This is a genomic window from Turicibacter sp. H121, assembly GCF_001543345.1.
GTDB classification, from domain to species: domain Bacteria; phylum Bacillota_I; class Bacilli_A; order MOL361; family Turicibacteraceae; genus Turicibacter; species Turicibacter bilis.
The window spans coordinates 2,331,581-2,349,209 of sequence record NZ_CP013476.1 but is presented as its reverse complement, the minus strand read 5'-3'; the positions used below and the strand labels follow the sequence as shown (position 1 = coordinate 2,349,209).

The 17,629-nt window shown below is 32.9% G+C and carries 18 protein-coding genes and 1 other annotated feature; of the genes, 4 read left to right on the top strand and 14 right to left on the bottom strand.

Annotated features, from left to right (window positions below; genetic code table 11):
* Window positions 1-205 precede the first annotated feature (205 nt).
* The 6 genes from AT726_RS13075 to AT726_RS11255 all read right to left on the bottom strand — a co-directional run bounded on the left by AT726_RS13075 (window position 206) and on the right by AT726_RS11255 (window position 4,418).
* Window positions 206-382, bottom strand: a complete 177-nt coding sequence (locus AT726_RS13075; protein ID WP_172678164.1) for a hypothetical protein — start codon at window positions 380-382, stop codon at window positions 206-208.
* A 294-nt stretch (window positions 383-676) separates the two neighbouring features.
* Complete coding sequence (locus AT726_RS13660) at window positions 677-1,450, bottom strand: proline--tRNA ligase (RefSeq protein ID WP_443079925.1); 774 nt, start codon at window positions 1,448-1,450, stop codon at window positions 677-679.
* Window positions 1,450-2,106, bottom strand: a complete 657-nt coding sequence (locus AT726_RS13655; RefSeq protein WP_443079924.1) for an aminoacyl--tRNA ligase-related protein — start codon at window positions 2,104-2,106, stop codon at window positions 1,450-1,452. Before AT726_RS13655 ends, AT726_RS13660 begins: the two co-directional genes overlap by 1 nt.
* Window positions 2,107-2,229: 123 nt before the next feature.
* Window positions 2,230-2,444: a binding site (T-box leader), on the bottom strand.
* Between the two features lie 193 nt (window positions 2,445-2,637).
* Complete coding sequence (locus AT726_RS11265; RefSeq protein WP_055242216.1) at window positions 2,638-2,916, bottom strand: hypothetical protein; 279 nt, start codon at window positions 2,914-2,916, stop codon at window positions 2,638-2,640.
* A 450-nt stretch (window positions 2,917-3,366) separates the two neighbouring features.
* Window positions 3,367-3,801 carry a hypothetical protein gene (locus tag AT726_RS11260; protein WP_055275370.1) on the bottom strand — a complete coding sequence of 145 codons (435 nt, stop codon included), beginning with the start codon at window positions 3,799-3,801 and terminating at the stop codon, window positions 3,367-3,369.
* A gap of 305 nt (window positions 3,802-4,106) precedes the next feature.
* Window positions 4,107-4,418, bottom strand: a complete 312-nt coding sequence (locus AT726_RS11255; RefSeq protein WP_055275368.1) for a hypothetical protein — start codon at window positions 4,416-4,418, stop codon at window positions 4,107-4,109.
* 458 nt (window positions 4,419-4,876) lie between these two features.
* Here AT726_RS11255 and AT726_RS11250 point away from each other — a divergent pair, with 458 nt between their 5' ends.
* Both AT726_RS11250 and AT726_RS11245 read left to right on the top strand, forming a co-directional pair.
* The gene (locus AT726_RS11250; RefSeq protein WP_068759608.1) at window positions 4,877-6,664 is read left to right on the top strand and encodes a glycerophosphodiester phosphodiesterase; all 1,788 of its coding nucleotides are present in this window, start codon (window positions 4,877-4,879) and stop codon (window positions 6,662-6,664) included.
* Window positions 6,665-6,798: 134 nt separating this feature from the next.
* Complete coding sequence (locus AT726_RS11245; RefSeq protein ID WP_055275364.1) at window positions 6,799-7,059, top strand: hypothetical protein; 261 nt, start codon at window positions 6,799-6,801, stop codon at window positions 7,057-7,059.
* Between the two features lie 169 nt (window positions 7,060-7,228).
* Here the strand turns inward: AT726_RS11245 and AT726_RS11240 are convergent, their stop codons facing one another.
* Window positions 7,229-8,758: a hypothetical protein gene (locus AT726_RS11240; protein WP_068759607.1), complete on the bottom strand. Its 1,530-nt coding sequence runs from the start codon at window positions 8,756-8,758 to the stop codon at window positions 7,229-7,231.
* Between the two features lie 205 nt (window positions 8,759-8,963).
* Between AT726_RS11240 and AT726_RS11235 the strand changes: the two genes are divergently transcribed.
* Window positions 8,964-9,353, top strand: coding sequence for a (deoxy)nucleoside triphosphate pyrophosphohydrolase (locus tag AT726_RS11235; protein WP_055242202.1), 390 nt, complete (start codon window positions 8,964-8,966; stop codon window positions 9,351-9,353).
* A 43-nt stretch (window positions 9,354-9,396) separates the two neighbouring features.
* Here AT726_RS11235 and AT726_RS11230 read toward each other — a convergent pair whose 3' ends face one another.
* The gene (locus AT726_RS11230) at window positions 9,397-11,562 is read right to left on the bottom strand and encodes a DUF3427 domain-containing protein (RefSeq protein WP_237297104.1); all 2,166 of its coding nucleotides are present in this window, start codon (window positions 11,560-11,562) and stop codon (window positions 9,397-9,399) included.
* 46 nt (window positions 11,563-11,608) lie between these two features.
* Between AT726_RS11230 and AT726_RS11225 the strand changes: the two genes are divergently transcribed.
* Entirely contained in the window at window positions 11,609-11,815 is a 207-nt protein-coding gene (locus tag AT726_RS11225) for a hypothetical protein (protein WP_068759606.1), read from the top strand.
* A gap of 146 nt (window positions 11,816-11,961) precedes the next feature.
* Here AT726_RS11225 and AT726_RS11220 read toward each other — a convergent pair whose 3' ends face one another.
* The 6 genes from AT726_RS11220 to AT726_RS11195 all read right to left on the bottom strand — a co-directional run bounded on the left by AT726_RS11220 (window position 11,962) and on the right by AT726_RS11195 (window position 16,263).
* Window positions 11,962-12,360 carry a hypothetical protein gene (locus AT726_RS11220; protein WP_068759605.1) on the bottom strand — a complete coding sequence of 133 codons (399 nt, stop codon included), beginning with the start codon at window positions 12,358-12,360 and terminating at the stop codon, window positions 11,962-11,964.
* 314 nt (window positions 12,361-12,674) lie between these two features.
* Window positions 12,675-12,911 carry a DUF2922 family protein gene (locus AT726_RS11215; protein WP_055305080.1) on the bottom strand — a complete coding sequence of 79 codons (237 nt, stop codon included), beginning with the start codon at window positions 12,909-12,911 and terminating at the stop codon, window positions 12,675-12,677.
* A gap of 28 nt (window positions 12,912-12,939) precedes the next feature.
* Complete coding sequence (locus AT726_RS11210; protein ID WP_055276117.1) at window positions 12,940-13,146, bottom strand: DUF1659 domain-containing protein; 207 nt, start codon at window positions 13,144-13,146, stop codon at window positions 12,940-12,942.
* Between the two features lie 754 nt (window positions 13,147-13,900).
* Window positions 13,901-14,632: a hypothetical protein gene (locus AT726_RS11205; RefSeq protein WP_068759604.1), complete on the bottom strand. Its 732-nt coding sequence runs from the start codon at window positions 14,630-14,632 to the stop codon at window positions 13,901-13,903.
* Window positions 14,633-14,794: 162 nt separating this feature from the next.
* Entirely contained in the window at window positions 14,795-15,283 is a 489-nt protein-coding gene (locus AT726_RS11200) for a hypothetical protein (RefSeq protein WP_055277594.1), read from the bottom strand.
* A 2-nt stretch (window positions 15,284-15,285) separates the two neighbouring features.
* A complete protein-coding gene (locus AT726_RS11195) occupies window positions 15,286-16,263 on the bottom strand; it encodes a hypothetical protein (protein ID WP_055245068.1) in 978 nt (325 codons plus the stop codon).
* Window positions 16,264-17,629: the final 1,366 nt, after the last annotated feature.

Here is a 17,629-nt window from a genome sequence, read left to right as displayed (position 1 = left end):
TACTAAAGTACAAGATTTTAGATGTTTTTTTTATAGGTAAATATAAGCATTTATTTAGTCAAGCACCATTTCTGGTGAAGACTCATAAAAAAAAAGCTTTATTTAAAGGATAGTAACAAGTGAGACACACTTAATACTTCTTCTAAATAAAGCTAAATTAATTTTTCCCCTTAATTTCTATGTTTGTTATCCTTATTATATAGGACTAAAGTTCCCGTGCAAAATAATATAAGCAACCATTGACACCACAAAGACGCCATCCTTCTTTTCCAAGTTCATTTAATTTTTCTTCAAGCTGATCATGAAGCTCAGTATATGCTGGATTTAAAGCTGATTTAATATCAATATGTAATTCCTCTAATCGGTATTCAAATTTTTTCATGATTATTAGCTCCTTTAATGGTTTGATATCACATTATAAGAAGCAAGTTGTTAAAATATGCATAAAATTTTAAACTATATAAAATTAATAAATCATTTATATGATTGGCGTCAAAGTTAAAGTTTCAAAATGTTAGAAACATCAGATAACGATAGAAGCAATAAAGAGTTTTCCATCGTAAAAACTTTACTGCTTCTTATATATTGATTAATTTTTCCCGCTTTGATTTTCTTGTTATTTTCTCACTTGTTCAATGTTTAAATATCGATAGCTTGGCTTTTAAAAATAGAATCATTAGTAAGCTTTGGCCCAGTAAACCATCGTCTTCGCTTTTTTTCCACAGCAGACGCACGTTTGTGAAATTTCTTCTTGGACAAATGGCATACAGCGTGATGTAAATCCAACTTCTTCTTTAATTTTATCTTCACAAGCTTGATTCATACACCACATAGCCTTTGTGAAACCTGGACGATTCTGTGCATTTTCTTTTAATTCATCCATCGTCTTCGCTGTATATGTCATCGCTTCACGCTTCGCTAAAGCTTTTGCATATAAATGACGTTGGATATCTTCTAGTAATTCTGCAACTTTTATTTCTAATTCATCGAGTGATACGACGATTTTCTCACGTGTATCACGACGAACTAAGACTGCTTGATGATTTTCAATATCTTTTGGCCCGATTTCTACACGAACAGGAATTCCTTTCATTTCATATTCACTAAACTTCCATCCTGGTGTTTTATCAGATGTATCACATTTGACACGAGCGACAGTTGCTAAGCGTGCTTGTAATTCATTCGCTTTTTCAATCACTCCTTCTTTGTGTGCGGCAATTGGAATAATAACGACTTGTGTTGGCGCTACTTTAGGTGGTAAAACAAGACCTGAACTATCTCCATGTACCATGATAATCGCACCGATTAAACGCGTTGTCACTCCCCATGATGTTTGATGTGCATATTTCATTTCAGAATCTTTATCTGCAAATTTAATATCAAAGGCTTTAGCAAATCCGGTTCCAAAATTATGTGATGTTCCACTTTGTAATGCTTTTCCATCGTGCATTAAGCTTTCAATCGTATACGTTGAATGGCTCCAGAAAATTTTTCTTTTTCTGTTTTTTGCCCTTTAATCACTGGAATGGCTAAGAATTCTTCACACATTTTGGCATAAGTATCTAACATTAACAAGGTTTCTTCTTGAGCTTCTTCAGCCGTCGCATGAACGGTGTGACCTTCTTGCCATAAGAATTCAGTGGTACGTAAGAATGGGCGCGTTGTTTTTTCCCAGCGAACAACCGAACACCATTGATTATATTTTTTGGGTAAATCATTATAACTTTGAACAATTTTTGAATAATGATCACAGAATAAAGTTTCTGACGTTGGACGAACGACTAATCGTTCTGCTAACTTCTCATTTCCACCATGTGTCACCCAGGCTACTTCCGGTGCAAATCCTTCGACATGATCTTTTTCACGTTGTAATAGTGATTCTGGAATTAACATTGGCATATAAACATTTTCATGCCCTGTTTCTTTAAATTTTTTATCTAAATAGCTTTGAATGTTTTCCCAAATGGCATATCCATATGGACGGACAATCATACACCCTTTTACACTCGAATAATCAACTAATTCCGCTTTCTTTACAACATCGGTATACCACTGCGCAAAATCTTCATCAATCGCAGTAATGGCTTGAACAAATTTCTTACTCATGTTACGTCACTCCCTAAAATCTAAATTAAGTTCGTAGATAAGGTTCATCCTTATCTTTCATCTAGTTTAAGGGGCATCTCGGCGTTTCCTGTATACAAAAAAAAACGCCGCTTTGCTCCCCAAGTAAGGGGCCAAAAACGGCGGTACCACCCTAATTATGATCATAGTCCATGGCTCTATCATCATATCTTTAAAATCGATAACGAGATCAATAGCTTACTCAATCTTTCGGTACAGAGCTCCAAGGCTGGTTCAAGATTCCTTTTTGAGAATTTTCACCAACCATTCTCTCTCTACAAAAAAGGGTAATCTCTACTATTCTTCTTCAACGCGAATATTTGTATTCATCTTAGCTAATAAATTTCGAATTGTAAAGTCTTTTTTTCGACTTTTTTCATTTTTACAGTTAAATAAAACGTTTTTATTCTCATCCACTACCCTTGTTTTCCTTAAAATGGATATACCATTAATACGAATCAATCAAAAAAACAGAGCTTGATTCGCTCTATTTTTACTATTTTTTTATTTTACTTAAGCTTGGAATGCTAAGTCAAAGCTTGATGCTTTTCGATTCATAGCTGCCATCGCTAATGCCTCTAATCCTTCTATCGTAATTTCTTCTAATCGTCCCATTGATAATATTTCTGCATGTGATAATGAGCACACAAAACGTGTATAAATATGATCAACCACTGGGAATTTTACCTCAGTATCTTCACAAGATAAGATGATACTTTGTCGGTTTCCTCGGATTTTAACGTTTGTTGGACATTCATTAATATAGTTGATAAATTCTTTCTCAGTTCTCATGCTAGAAAACCCCTCTCATGTTTTTTATTCATATTTTCCTTGATGTCTTCATTATAGCATGTTGTGAATTTTTGAACAATAACTTTGTGAAAAAAAACTCAATGAAACTATGTGAAAACGTACACAATTTTATAAAACTCTATTCCCCATAAGATGAGAGCGTTATAACGCCTAGTTTTGTCGAATTTTATCCACTAATCCTGACTGCGCTAACGTATACCGCATTTCAATGATATTTAATATAAATTATTCCAATATTTTTCCTTGAAGATACCTCAATAAATACCCTCATCACCAGCATCTCGCTATGGTCAACTGACCATTGCAACGATGTCACCTCTTTTTAAATGCTTTGCTCTTATTAACGTCTTTGTTGCACCAACTCTTTTAATTTTTCAATATTTTACTATTAAAAAACCTTCCTAACCGAATGGTTAGAAAGATTCTATCTTAATAGCACTGGAACGAATCAATTTGATTAACATCCATTCCATAATAACTAAATCCCCATCCTGATGCTCTAAAACCAGCAATACTTCTGCGACCTACATACGTTAAATAAAGCCAAAATCCTTGATTTGAACGTGATGGCCAAATATATACCCATCGATATAAGCAGCCGCTAATACTACCTGCATCAATTGCAAAGGTACTAAATTGATTTTGATTTTTTTGAGGCGTAAAATTTGGAGCTGGCGTTGTTGGCATCATTTGACTACCAGAAGGCTGCGAACCTCCACTTGATGGCATATTATTTCCTATGCTAGGCCCATAAAATGGGGGTCTTGATGGAATTTGAATACTATTTGGTCCTTGATTGATAGTTGTCCACCCAAGAGCTGGATTGAAAGGTTGATTGACGATTCGAATATTTGAATAATTCATTCTATCACTCCTAACTTTTCATCTTATTTTATGAAAAATGAGAGCAATTGCTACTATCTCGAAATAAATAACCTCTTTCATTTGCTACGTTAAACTTAAAGTTCTAAAACAGCTTAAACGGAAACTAACGGCAGAATAAAAAAACTTGTCTTAGTTTCATTTTCATTGGTGCTATTTGATAATAGACTTAAGTAGACCGGTAAAATAGGCAAAATAAATGGTGAAGAAAAAGATAATACCCCTTCAATAATAACGATTCCTAATTCCGTTTCACTTCTTCCTTATAAAAAAAGTAAGCTTAACGCTTACTCATTCATCTCTTTTGTAACAATATAGTGTACTTCTTCTTCGCCTGCTTCATTCGTTTTAATCTCATTTTTAATTAATCCACAAGCTAAAAGTTCCTCAAGTCCTGGCTCTAAATCCTTTTTCGCCTCATCAATTCGGCTGAGTGCATCTAAAACATCTTCTACATTTTCAGTGATTAAATAGATGAAGTAAATATAAATATTTTTAGCTGCATCTGATAATTGTTCACTTTCTAGAATATGCTGCGGAATGTCCATCGTATTTTCATCATAGTAAAATTCAAAATTAGTATAATAACGTTTTCTCATATTTAACCTCACTTATTTGTTATAATTTCTATTATACAAGAACTACATCTAAACTCAAAGTCTATTTCATCTATTATAGATTAAGAATGACTAAACTTTACTCTTTATTTTTATCCCTTACTGCCTAATTTTATAACACATTATCTAATATTATCTCATGATTCAACACATATAGGGTCATACTATAAACTATAACCTCTAATATTTAGTCAATTAGTAAACAATGATTGAACTTTCTAACTTCCTCTTTCAAGCTAGTTTTACTCTAAAAATTTCAAGTAAGTTAATTTTACTCTGTTCTGTCTAAAAGATAGGTCAATCCCCTCAAGAACTCGTTATGACAAATCAAAGACCACTCACTTTCATTATGTCTTTGATTAAATCTTTTCATCATGAAGCAAATTAATTAAATCTTCTGCATATGATTAAGCATTACGGCGGATAGGGAGGACAAGAGAATGCTTCATCTGATTAAACAAACATTATACTATATAAAATGGAATTGGCTGACCCTCTTATTATTTGAACTTATTCATAAATTCTTTGCTTTAGTCGTCATTATCCCTATGTTTTTTTCAATTTTAACCTCAATGATGCAACAAGCCGATTTAACTTATTTAAGTCCTAGCATCATCTATCACTTTATCTTTTCCCCCTCTACCCTTATTCTAGGTTTTTCAATGATTCTTTGTTTAGGCTATTATTTCTTTTTTGAAATTCAGGCCATTTTCATTCTCATTCAATGTGCTATTTATCAACAGAGACCTTCTATTTTTAGATTAATTGAACAAAGTATTAAACAATCCTGTACGATCCTTTATCCTAAGAATATTATATTGCTATTTCCTTTAATTTTTTTCATTCCAGTATCCGCCTTTGTTTTTAAATTTGTCTTTTTAGATGGTGCCTCGATGACTGAATTTTTATTTGACTTCATTTATCAAAGGGCTCCCTTACATCCGATGTATTTCGTTTTTATCGTCCTCATTGAATTATTATGCCTTCACTTTATTTTCACTTTTCCGATTTTTATTTATAAAAAAACATCTGTTTTATCCGCTTGTCAGGAAAGCCTTCAACTGACAAAAAAGAACGTTCGTCAGCTTATCCCCTTACTAATAAGGTGGTCATTATTAGTCGCGATTGGCTTTATGACCGTTTATGGATTTTTTATTTTCAGTTGTGCACTTGTCATTAAAGTAATACTTCCATCATCGAAAGCCATGATGGTCTTTTTTAACGCTTCCTTAATGATTAAAAACATGTTAACCATCATCGCTCCAAGTCTCTTCCTAATTGGAACTTGTGCTTTTATAACCACATTATATGTTCAATCACCTCATAGTTTTATCCCTCACCTCTCTTCAGGCTATGCTTCAAAGCGCCAACATCCCATTCTATTAGCAAGTACAACTCTTATTTTAAGCCTATTAGTTGGGGAGCTCATTAGTCCAGATAATCTTTACAATGTTAATAAACACTTATCTGATGAAATGCAAATCATTGCTCATCGAGCGTCAGCTACTCATGCACCTGAAAATACATTAGCCGCCTTAGACTACGCCATATTAAGTGGCGCCCATATGGCAGAAATTGATGTTCAACAAACAAAAGATGGTGAAATTATCTTAATGCATGATGCCAATCTCAAACGAACAACTGGCTTTAATGGAAAAGTCAGTGAAGCCACTTATTCAGACATTCAAACACTTGAAGCGGGAAACTGGTTCTCTTCAGAATTTGACGGCGAACCGGTTCCAACGCTTGAAGAAGTCCTACAACGTAGTAAAGGTCAGATTACGTTGATGATTGAAATTAAAGCAAAAGATCATCCCGTTGATGTCGCACGGAAAGTCATTGAACTCATCGAAGCATATAACATGGAAAAAGAATGTCTCATCGGGGCGATGGATTATCGTGTTTTACAAGCTGTCAAAATGATTAATCCAAAAATTCAAACCGTCTACATCACTGCGTTAGCTTATGGCGATTACCAAGATCTTGAGGATGTCGACTATTATTCCATCGAAGCCTCATTTATTTCATATGCTTTAATTGATCAGATTCATCGTTCTGGAAAACAAATCTATGCGTGGACTGTCAATAAAGAATCAAGCATGCAATCCATGATTTCCATGCAGGTCGATGGAATCGTCACTGATGATCCCGTTCTCTTACAAAATCAATTGACTGATATTAGTGATCCATACATCTCATTCATTTCAGATCTCCTTTTTGACCAATGAAAAAAGATTTTTTCCTAAAAACCACTGTTTTTATGAATTTCAAAAATCTCTATTATGTTGAAGCATCTCTCTATTGATCACTACCTATATTTCATATAAAATTACTAAAAAAAGCGGATAATCTAATAAAGACGATGTATTGGATACGACATGCTAAACCTGATTTTGGAGTTCATGGTCAATCACGTCCATTAACTAAAGAAGCACAACAAACTACAAATGAAAATACCAATGGTCTTCTTGAACAATTCTCGCAGAAGAAGACAAACTTAGCACAAGTTAATAATGAAGAGATTAATCAGACATTCTGTCTCATTATTCATCAACCACGAAAATGTTTAGGGAAGAAAACTGCATGGGTCACCTACCCACGAAGCGGTATCCTCCTCTGGTAGGGAAGCGAGCTATTTCATCAGAAAGTATCGCATTTGTATTAACAATTCGTCTTATCCAAAAAACCTATAGAATAGCCATTGTTTGATAGTGTCTATTCTATAGGTTATATTTCATATACGTTCTAATATTCTTTTTTAATTAGAGTTAAATTTGCTGTATTGATTGCTTCTAATTTTCACTTTGTTGATTCGTCGCCTGAGCTCGTAACGTAAACATGTTCTCAAGTGCTTCTATTAACTCTGGATAAACCTTTTGCAATTCACCATTCATTTGATTCAAATTATTAAAGTATGTATTTAAGTTACCATTTGAATGGTAGCAATTGGAGTTGACATAATGCGCTTTCCAAACATTACATCCACAATAGGGATTTGCTGTTCCAAGATACAACTCATCTTCACAACTAACCAATAGAGTCCTTCCACCATAACTATATGGATCATGTAGACCATCTAAAACTCTTGGTGTAAAATGACAACCATCGGTGGATGTATAAATATCAAATCCTTTGGGATAATTATATTTATTCAATAAGCATAAAATTTTTGAGTATGCTCTAACAATCTTTGTATAATTCTCTATTCCCATATTTTCTATATATTGCTCTTTATTTTTACGAAACACCTCATATAGGAGTCGTACATTAGTTGAAGCATCATATGTGGTAAGAATTAAATGATTCTCATATTCTTTAATTTGCCACCCATAAACATTAAAGATATTGTTAAATCCTGAATTAAATCCCGAAATGCTTTTATTTCTTTTTCCAGTCGAAGGAGAGGATGAAAGTAATGGCTTCCCTCCTACAACAACTTCCCAGTTATCATTTTTATCAACCCGAATTAAATCAAAGCCGAGTGGTGCAAATAAAGCTAATGGTAACTCTTTAGTCACAGCAATATACAGATGATTTTTAAAGACTCCAGTAGACATCACATTTCGATTCATTGCATCTCCAAATCCTTTATCAGCAACTAGTGTCCAATCATTCATGGTTGGATAGCTATCATTCGAACGCCAGATTTCAGCTCCACTTTCAGTCTCAATCCCTACATACAGTTTATGATTAAAAACTTGTAAGCTATCAACTCCACCAACTGGATTTTGGCTTGGAATAAAAGAACGACTATTAGGGTTAATCACTAACTCAAAAGGTTCAAATTCAGGATCTTGGCTTGAATATAAATATGGCATTCCTCCACCTATGGCTTCATCCAATGTGGCGATATACAATCTACCGTTCAAAGAGGCAAAAGCTCTCGAGCTTGTCCCAACCAATTCAGGGGTGTATAATTTTTTCCAGTGTACTCCATCCTCACTTTTAAAGACATACACCTCTTCACCAATCGTTGCGGCATAAATGGCACAAGAATAATCCGATTGATGTGTAATCATCGCTCGAAATCCATAACTATTATCGGAAGAATTAGTCTTAAAGACTCGTTGCCATGGACAGCTTCCATCCTTTTTATATCTCCAAATTTCAGCGTTATTATCGATTCCAGTTGTAATGATAGGATTTTGATTTAATTGACCACTAAAACTAGTAGCAGCAGAAATCAACATATTTCTGCAAGTTCCAATATAAATATAATCTCCAAATTCCACCATTGACCAAGCATAACTATTTTGTCTTGCATTAGCTGGATCATTAATATCAAATCCTTGAATTTTATTTAATCTTTCAAACCATAACATACGATTTCTCCTTTAGTCTCAAACTATTCATATAGTTCATTATATGGAAGAATGGCTCGTAAAGTGATGACTAGAAAGTTACTTTCCCTCTTTTCTATCATGACTGAGACTAACCTCCTAATTCAGATACTCCATACATGTTAATCTTTTTCCCAACGTCGCTTTTTATGATATAATGGTTATTATTAATAAACAGGTGATACAAATGAAAAAAACAGTCAAAGTCGTTGGTGCTATTATCATCAATGAGTGTGATGAAGTGTTATGTGCGCTTCGTTCACCCAAGATGAGCCTACCGAACTATTGGGAGTTTCCAGGTGGAAAGATTGAGCCTAATGAAAGTATCGAAGATGCTGTTATTCGTGAAATTCAGGAAGAATTAGACTGTACAATAAAAGCTCTTCAAGTATTCAATGATTATACGCATGAATATGAACACATTTTTGTCAACTTAATCACCGTCCTCTGCGAGTTAGTTCAGGGGACACCGAACGCTAATGAACACGCAGAATTACGCTGGGTGTCAAAATCTCAACTCAATAAATTAAACTGGGCACCCGCTGATCTTCCTGCTGTCCATGAACTAATGAAATAACAAAAAGAGTCTTTGAAACCTAAGGGTTCTAGACTCTTTTTTGTTATACTTTATAATTAAATTCTCGATATAACGCTGCTGGGATTTTATGCTCAAGTTCCATTTGAATCGTTATAGGCTTATTTCCTTCTGCGTGAATGGTATTTCCTCTTCCAATATAGATATATGGTTGAACTTCACCATCAATCTTTTTAAATTTACGCACAAATAAGTGAAGATTAATTCCCTTCTCTTTATTATGAATAATCTTTTGTCCACGTTCTGAATCTTGAGTTGTAGCATTTGGAGACTGCCATTGAAACTTATCTGCTGAAATAAACTGATCTTGATAATTAATGCTTTCTTTTATGTCTTCTTCTTTATGTAAATCAACAAATAAGAAGAAATCATTCTGATAGGTTAACAATCCACTTCCTCTAAATGCACTATGTTTTTTATCATAGTTTGCCAGTTTAGCAACCTCCTTCATCGTATAAGATTCATATAACTTGAAGAAAGGTAATCCATAATCATTAGTTCCAAATTCCTCTTGGTAACGGACTAATCCATACATTAAGACATCTTCTAAATAAGGTTTAAAATGAGGGGCATGACGTAATTGATTAAACACCGGTAATACGACTATCGTTTGACCGAGACACTCGAAAAGTTTTAAATACTGAGAAACTTCACCTGTGTCATAATAAACTTGACCTAAACATTGTAAGGCATGTAACACACTTTCCTCACACACGGCATCGACATACTTTAATACCTCTTTGATAGCCACCTCTAAATCTAGATGCATCACTTCAGGATGACGCATTAAATAATTTAATAAGATGAACTCATATGGTCGCCTTAGAGGAAGTTGACCTGACCATTCACGCACTACTTTAACAAATTCATCGGCACCTAAAAGTGACAAAAGAAATGAATCTTGTTCAACTTTAGCAACAAAATTAAGATAAGTTTTTTCTTTTTTAATGAACGATACTGGATCAGGTGCCCCTTCATATTTTAAATAATCACTTAACATATACGGCGTCTGTCCTCGATTCATTCGTTTAAATTCTTGGTAAGTTTCCCTTAAATATGCCATCGAATTAAAATTCTCAGACTCTAATTGTGTTAAAATTTGCTCCTTTGAAATACTATCTAAAATGATAAAACTGTCTCCTGGAATATCAGGGAATCCCGTTGATACGGCTACTTTCAAACTATCTTTATCATAAAAACGATCACCATTTAGTGCAATCGCAGTTAAGAATGATTTATGATGATTACCAATAAAATCTAAAACAGTTAAAAACTCTTTATTTTCTTGCTTACGTAATCCACGACCTAATTGTTGGATAAAGATAATTGGCGATTGTGTCGGACGAAGCATAAGTACCAAATTAATAGATGGAATATCGACTCCTTCGTTAAAAATATCAACCGTAAAAATCACTTCTAATGGATCCTGATCATCTTCTAGACGTTGAATTATGACTTGTCGCTCTTCGGGAGAATGATTCCCCGTTAAACAAGCACTTACAACTCCCGCTTCATTAAATTTTTGCGTCATATACTCCGCATGCTCCACACTAACACAAAAACCAATTGCCTTACGATATTCCCCATCATACCCAAATAATTGCATCTGCTCTAAAATAAAATTAACCCGTTCATTGACTTTAAGTCGCTTTGTTATTTCATGAATTTGATCCAACTTAACATCACTTAAATTCACACCTTCGATATCACGGATCCCAAAATAATGAAAAGGAACAATCAAATTTTCTTCAAGTGCTTCACGAAGACGAACCTCTAATGCAACATGACCATCAAAACAATCAAAAATATTAAAATCATCACAACGTTCTGGTGTTGCTGTCACTCCCAGTAAAAATTTAGGTGTAAAATAATCTAATAATTTTTGATAGGACTGGCCACCAACATGATGTGCTTCATCAATAATGACATAATCAAAATAATCACGTGGATACTGCTCATAGTAACGCGACATCGTCTGTACCGTTGCAAATAAATAATCCGCCTCTATCTCTTTCACATTCCCCGTATAAAGCCCCATCGATATATTACAATCCCCCATTACTTTCTCAAACGTGACCTTCGCACTTCGTAAAATCTCCTCTCGATGCACTACAAACAATAACTTTCTAGGTTTGACCTGACTGACATCAAATGCCGACATATAAGTCTTACCAGTTCCTGTAAGTGCCACTCTTGAAAACCGAAACATAGATACATATTGTTTAGGAGGAATAGCGATGTTGGAATCAAGAAAAGATAATTATTATGGATTTGATGTAACGATGTATAGAATTGGCGATCATCTTTGGATTTCTAATATCATGCCAAACGCTCAATACCTAGTCAATCAGTTTAACTACGACAAAATGATATGGACTCAAACCACCTATACAACAGATGAAATTGAAGAGTTGTTTAACATATCTAATAAAGTTCTTAAATAACAAAAAAAGCAGTTAGGTAACGAATGGCTACTTAACTGCCTTTTTTTATTCTCAATTATTCTTCTAGTAAATCAAACGCTCTCTTCCATGCTTGGCGATACTCTTTTTGTGCCACTTTTTCAAATTCATTAACCTTTGAATAAAGTCTATTTATTAAAAACTCTCAGTAAGAAACTGTTGAAAAACCAAAATACTATCCCATAAATAATTCCTATGATAATAAATACAGCAATCCAAATTATGATGTCATATATACTTGCTTCTAAAGTTATTTTATATCTTGTAGCTAAGATTAAAATCGACACTGCCATACCGCCAGTTACAAAGAAGATTAGATTCTTTACAAATAGATTATGTTTTCTTTTAATCAACTGTGGTAAAAAATATTGTAAATATTTATATTGAATGAAGTCTAACATTGAAATCAACAGTACCACCCATATAAATCCAATTGGCGGTGGAAAGTCTGCACCTGCAAGCATTATTGCATTCCATCCAAAAAAGAATACTATAGTATTTATCCAAATAATTTTTAAATTACTCATATCAGTTTCTCCATTTCCTATAGTTTATCCTTCATTAAATTATAACATGTTTTACGAATATCACACTATTCAGTTTTCAAAGCTCATGTTTATTCATATGACACATTTTTATATATTTAATTATTAGGCTCTGTTAGACAAAAATGTTGATATGGGTTATTGAGGGAATCTTAAAAAATAATGTTCAATAACCACTGCTATCAAACGATTGATTACCACCAAGATTGGCTAACACAGCTTTATTATCACGAGTGATGATCTTCTCCTAGTCAAAATTAAAAGAGCCACTACTGATGTAATGACTCTTTCCTATATTAAACTAATGTAATTTCTTCAACACGTTTCGTTGTTAAACAGGCACCTGCAATACTGGCGTATTTTAAGTCAGGTTGTAGCTCATTTAAGACTAATACTTCACTATCAATCACATAGTTCATGAAGTCTAAAATTTTATCATCTGATAAGTCTTCTGTTGGATTGTTAATCTCGATTGATCGTGTTTTATTTTCAGTATCTTTGAATTTACAAGTTAGTGTGTATGTTTCTTCCATGATTTTTTCCCCCTATCATTATTGTTTATTAAAGCATACGATAATCAGCCACGACCGATTTCGTGTGTGTGCCTGATGATAATGCCACATACTTCTCGGCAAATTGTGATAACTCTTCATCTGTTGTGTCTAAGCGAACGTTTGAAAAAGACTTCGCCTTGACAATGTCTTTTCCCTCATCGTCTTGACCAGCTGTTAAATAAATAGATAACTTGCGATCATAAATATCTTGCATCTTTAATTCCCCCCGAATTCATTATGTTTTTTTAATGAGATAGCGCTACCTACCATTTAATTATATCCCGATTTACGTTTGTATCCAAAAGATGTCCCGCTACTGTGAATGACCTTCATTAAACACATCGACCTAAAACATGGGATTGGTACTGCCCTCACTACGTCAGTAGTCAAGGCAAGTAACAAGACCATGAGTTTTAGGGTGGAGTTGAAGAGGGATTACTCTTTGTAGCGGAATGATTAGGATGATTAAAATGCCTGTTGTGACATCAAGCACTCTAGTTTTTAAAACAGATAATTTAGATTTAAATACCCTTTTTTTGAATAAAAATAGAAATATAACCCATAATAACATCATTGTAAGTTTAAGACTTACTATTCCTAGAACTCCTTATTTTTTAAACTCTCTTTCATTGAACAACCGATCCCCATCAGTTGTTTTTTTCTTTTATTCTTAATACATCCGCCACTATAAAACTACCTCCTATCTACATCCTCTAAAACGGAGATTGGCACTGCCTCACTACGCTATAAAATCCACATCTGTAACTGTTACATGAAAATTAACAAAACAAAAACCATTATCTGAGTTCAGATTAAATCTGATTTGAGATAATGGTTTTTTTAGCCCCTTATTATAATTAGGCTCTGTTTTAGAAGAGTGTTGATATTTAACTAAAAATATGAACTTAATGTTGATTAGGCTAAAGTGATTATTTTTTGAAATTTGATAACATCAATGATTTTAGCCATCAATATTTATTTAAAAGTCTATTATAAAAAACTTTTTCTCCAACTGCCACGCCCCTTAAAGGGAAATTCCGACTTGCTCTAGGTCCGATTGAAATAGTAATCGGATATCGGTATTGTATACGTTGTTCTTGTATTTTTTCTGAATTTGCTTCATTTATAATATTCTGAATTCTTTGAAATTCTTCTGATTGATTTAATAAAACATTTCCAACTTCTTTTAATATTAACATGTTTAGTTCTTGTTCACTTAACGCATCACTTAGTTCACCAGGAACCGTATATCCAATGATTTTATTAAAATCTAAATCATAGGTTATAGAGATTCCACTTTCCGTTTCAATTTCTTCAAATGTTCCTACGCCATCCTCTTCGTGATAATTCTCTTGGTCATAAGTTCCATTTATAATATTCTGAATTCTTTGAAATTCTTCTGATTGATTTAATAAAACATTTCCAACTTCTTTTAATATTAACATATTTAGTTCTTGTTCACTTAACGCATCACTTAGTTCACCAGGAACCGTATATCCAATGATTTTATTAAAATCTAAATCATAGGTTATAGAGATTCCACTTTCCATTTCAATTTCTTCAAATGTTGAATTATTCGTTTCTGTTACAATCAAGTCATTTGTTTCTAGACTACTTAAATTAGAGTTTGCTAAAATATTATTTTCATTTCCAAGTACTAGTAAAGCAGAAAAAAATGTTATAGCATATATTTTTTTCACAGTTATCCCCCCTTTTTTTATTAACTGTTTTATAAGTGTATCATAACATATAAAAATTAAATTTATTGTCTTTTTTTAGGAACTATGAAATCAACTAAAACAGTCTAAAATAATAAAAAGGATTTTAAAATAAAGGACTACTGAGCAACCCCCAGTAGTCCTTTATTTTACGTGAAGTAGTATATCATCTTTTAAAACTTTTGCCTCTTCCAATGTTTTAGCAGGTCCTACTATGACATTGGAAGAGTTTATAATATTAAAAACAATTTTACTGAAATCTTTTGGCGTGTAAAATGTGATTACGCCAACTGGTAACAAATGAGGTATTGAACCCTGTTCATCTAAATTAACACTTATAATGCCAATATAACCATTATTTTCTTCAATTAATTCGATAAACATAGGTTCTTTTTTTGTGAGTTCATTGTTATTTATTTCTATCCTACCGTTAAATTCGTCTTCTAGGAATGTTTTTTTGGTCAATACCCCTTGGATTTTTACAGTTGTTTTATTGAGTTCGATATGACTGATATCATCAAACTCAATCGCAGAGAATTCTTGAAATATTTCTTGTTTGATACCAACGAAAGATAAATAACATATTACGCTAATAAAGCTAACCAGTAACGAAAGAATAACTTTTTTAATCATAATTAGTAAATTTGTCCCATATGTGATGGCATACTAGCTGTGAAACTAGTTACTGTTTTTCCTTGAGCACCTTTTAATGTTATAGTACCTGCCGAAGAATAGGTAGAAGTACCTTTTCTGAAATTATCTATTGCGTTATTATAAACATTATCAAACTCTTTAGATTTGTGAGTAGAGTTAACTTTCTTGTTAATGTTATCAGCTGTACATCCTAAACTTCCATTTCCAGAGCACGTAAAGTTTGGAATTGCAGTAGAAACTGATGTTGTAGCTGCATTCGCTCTAAATGATAATTGCTGATTATTATCTGATTCTCCATTCTTCTTAACATAACAGAATTTTACTTGCGTACCAACAGTTCCAGTGTAAGTAGCTTCAACATTACTTACCATTTGTGATGAGCTAAATACGTCTCCTGCTAATTGATATAATGAAATAGCAGTACCTGCAAAACCAGATATTGATGAAATAGCAGCATTTGCAGCATAATCAAATATTTTCAACGCACCAGCACTAATTAGCTGTGATGATGACTTAATTGTTGTTTTTGATATAGATTTAGCTAAACTACTAGATGTGCTTGTAGGAACAGCAGTGATGACTTGAACTTCATAGTTCACTCCATATTTCAGAACAACAGTTCTTCTAGATGTCCAAGTAACATTACTAGTTGTACTAGGATAAGATACACGTTGAGATACAGGTAATTTTCTATTAACTTGTTCTTGAGTTAAAATTTCCGCACCCAAACTCACCATTTCTTCTAAAATTCTTTCTTTTTCTTTTTCTTTAAGTTGTTCGTCATCAATAAATATTAACTCGCTTAGCTCTACGTGTAATTCATCAAGACGTTCACTATTTTCTAATTCAATAATCTTTACATCATCATTTGCACTAACGTTTAAATTATAAGGTGTTAATACTGCAAGTGCACAGATTAAACTAATAAATTGTTTTATTCTTTTTTTGAAAAATTTCATCCTAACCCCTCCTATAAACTTTAGAAAACGTTTATATATTAACATATATTTCTTTTTGTGTAAATTTTTAGAAAAATGTAGGTGGTGGATGTAAGTTTAAATGGGATTAAGAGTAGATATGAGGTTCTAGAGAGTTTTAAACTAGTAATATTAATTTTATCGCTATAAAAGCAGATAGGAAATAGTAAATAATCGACACTCATTCTCTCTTATATGTCGTTATTTACTTCATTCTTACCTGCTTTTTCTTGTTTTTAAAGATAACGTAGCACTAAAACCAGTTGAATCAGCATTGTTTTTTCGAGTTTTTACCTTAAAAAATGTCTACCTCCCGTGCTTCTAACCACTCCCCTACTTTTTAATCAAGGCACTGTTTTAAAATAAGGTTGATAAATTCTAATTAATATCTTTCTTTGAAGATTATCTAAAATTAATATAGTTGTCAATATTAGTGATTTTTTTATCAATATTTAATTGTATAATAAACTTAAGAAAACATTAGGAAAGATAATATGCTTTTGATAATTTGTTTTATACTTTTAATTTCTGTTTTATTTTACTCACTGCCAACTTCCACATCAATTGAAACTTCACCACTTACGATTTCAAGTGGTATCACCTCACCAGAAGACTTGTCAGTTAGTACCACTTTAATTCCTCAAGAAGTTTTAACACTAATTATACTGTTGTTAATATTTAGTCCTTTAATTTATAAGCTCATAAAAAAAGTTTGTTTTTTAAAAAATATTGATAAATAATTAAAAAAAGAGTAACAAGAATGGCAAGGATATTCCATATGATTCCGTTTATATTTTCGGTTTTAAACATCCTGTATAAATCGCAAGAATAACACATTACGAATACACGGTCAATCCATTTTAAAATCTCCCTTTGGATAAATCTATCTCAAAACATGATGGATACCAACACCGCATTTATGCCGTGTTTGTTTTCTTATGGTTTGTGAAGAAATATTTTACTTAGAAGAGTGAGTGTTTTTTTTATGAACCCTTAATTGTTTATAAATTTAGGATTAGAATGATGAAGTGGTAATTATTGCTGCTGCAACAGTTAGCACTTCATCCCCTCTGTATAAAGACTATCACTAGGTATAGAAATAATTGTCCCGCTACTTTGTGTCATCTCTATTAGATATAAACACTAAATATCAAGTCACACCGCCCTAAACATACGCTAGTATGTCGGCCGGGTGGGAATTAAATATTTAGTGATCCTCTTATTAGGAAACAATCCAATGAGAAAAGGCTAATGACGTTTTAACGTGATTAGCCTATCCATGCTTTAATCTATTTCTTTGGGAGCAATGAAGTTAGAAAATTCCTTGTAGCGGGATAGCTCATGATTA

Coding starts and splice junctions, on each gene's coding strand:
- AT726_RS11255 (WP_055275368.1), bottom strand. CDS start 4,418: ATGAGAAAACGTTATTATACTAATTTTGAATTTTACTATGATGAAAAT.
- AT726_RS11240 (WP_068759607.1), bottom strand. CDS start 8,758: ATGTTATGGTTTGAAAGATTAAATAAAATTCAAGGATTTGATATTAAT.
- AT726_RS11195 (WP_055245068.1), bottom strand. CDS start 16,263: ATGAAATTTTTCAAAAAAAGAATAAAACAATTTATTAGTTTAATCTGT.
- AT726_RS11220 (WP_068759605.1), bottom strand. CDS start 12,360: ATGAGTAATTTAAAAATTATTTGGATAAATACTATAGTATTCTTTTTT.
- AT726_RS11215 (WP_055305080.1), bottom strand. CDS start 12,911: ATGGAAGAAACATACACACTAACTTGTAAATTCAAAGATACTGAAAAT.
- AT726_RS11250 (WP_068759608.1), top strand. CDS start 4,877: ATGCTTCATCTGATTAAACAAACATTATACTATATAAAATGGAATTGG.
- AT726_RS11200 (WP_055277594.1), bottom strand. CDS start 15,283: ATGATTAAAAAAGTTATTCTTTCGTTACTGGTTAGCTTTATTAGCGTA.
- AT726_RS13660 (WP_443079925.1), bottom strand. CDS start 1,450: ATGCACGATGGAAAAGCATTACAAAGTGGAACATCACATAATTTTGGA.
- AT726_RS11225 (WP_068759606.1), top strand. CDS start 11,609: ATGTTGGAATCAAGAAAAGATAATTATTATGGATTTGATGTAACGATG.
- AT726_RS11210 (WP_055276117.1), bottom strand. CDS start 13,146: ATGCAAGATATTTATGATCGCAAGTTATCTATTTATTTAACAGCTGGT.
- AT726_RS11245 (WP_055275364.1), top strand. CDS start 6,799: ATGTATTGGATACGACATGCTAAACCTGATTTTGGAGTTCATGGTCAA.
- AT726_RS11235 (WP_055242202.1), top strand. CDS start 8,964: ATGAAAAAAACAGTCAAAGTCGTTGGTGCTATTATCATCAATGAGTGT.
- AT726_RS11265 (WP_055242216.1), bottom strand. CDS start 2,916: ATGAGAACTGAGAAAGAATTTATCAACTATATTAATGAATGTCCAACA.
- AT726_RS11260 (WP_055275370.1), bottom strand. CDS start 3,801: ATGAATTATTCAAATATTCGAATCGTCAATCAACCTTTCAATCCAGCT.
- AT726_RS13655 (WP_443079924.1), bottom strand. CDS start 2,106: ATGAGTAAGAAATTTGTTCAAGCCATTACTGCGATTGATGAAGATTTT.
- AT726_RS13075 (WP_172678164.1), bottom strand. CDS start 382: ATGAAAAAATTTGAATACCGATTAGAGGAATTACATATTGATATTAAA.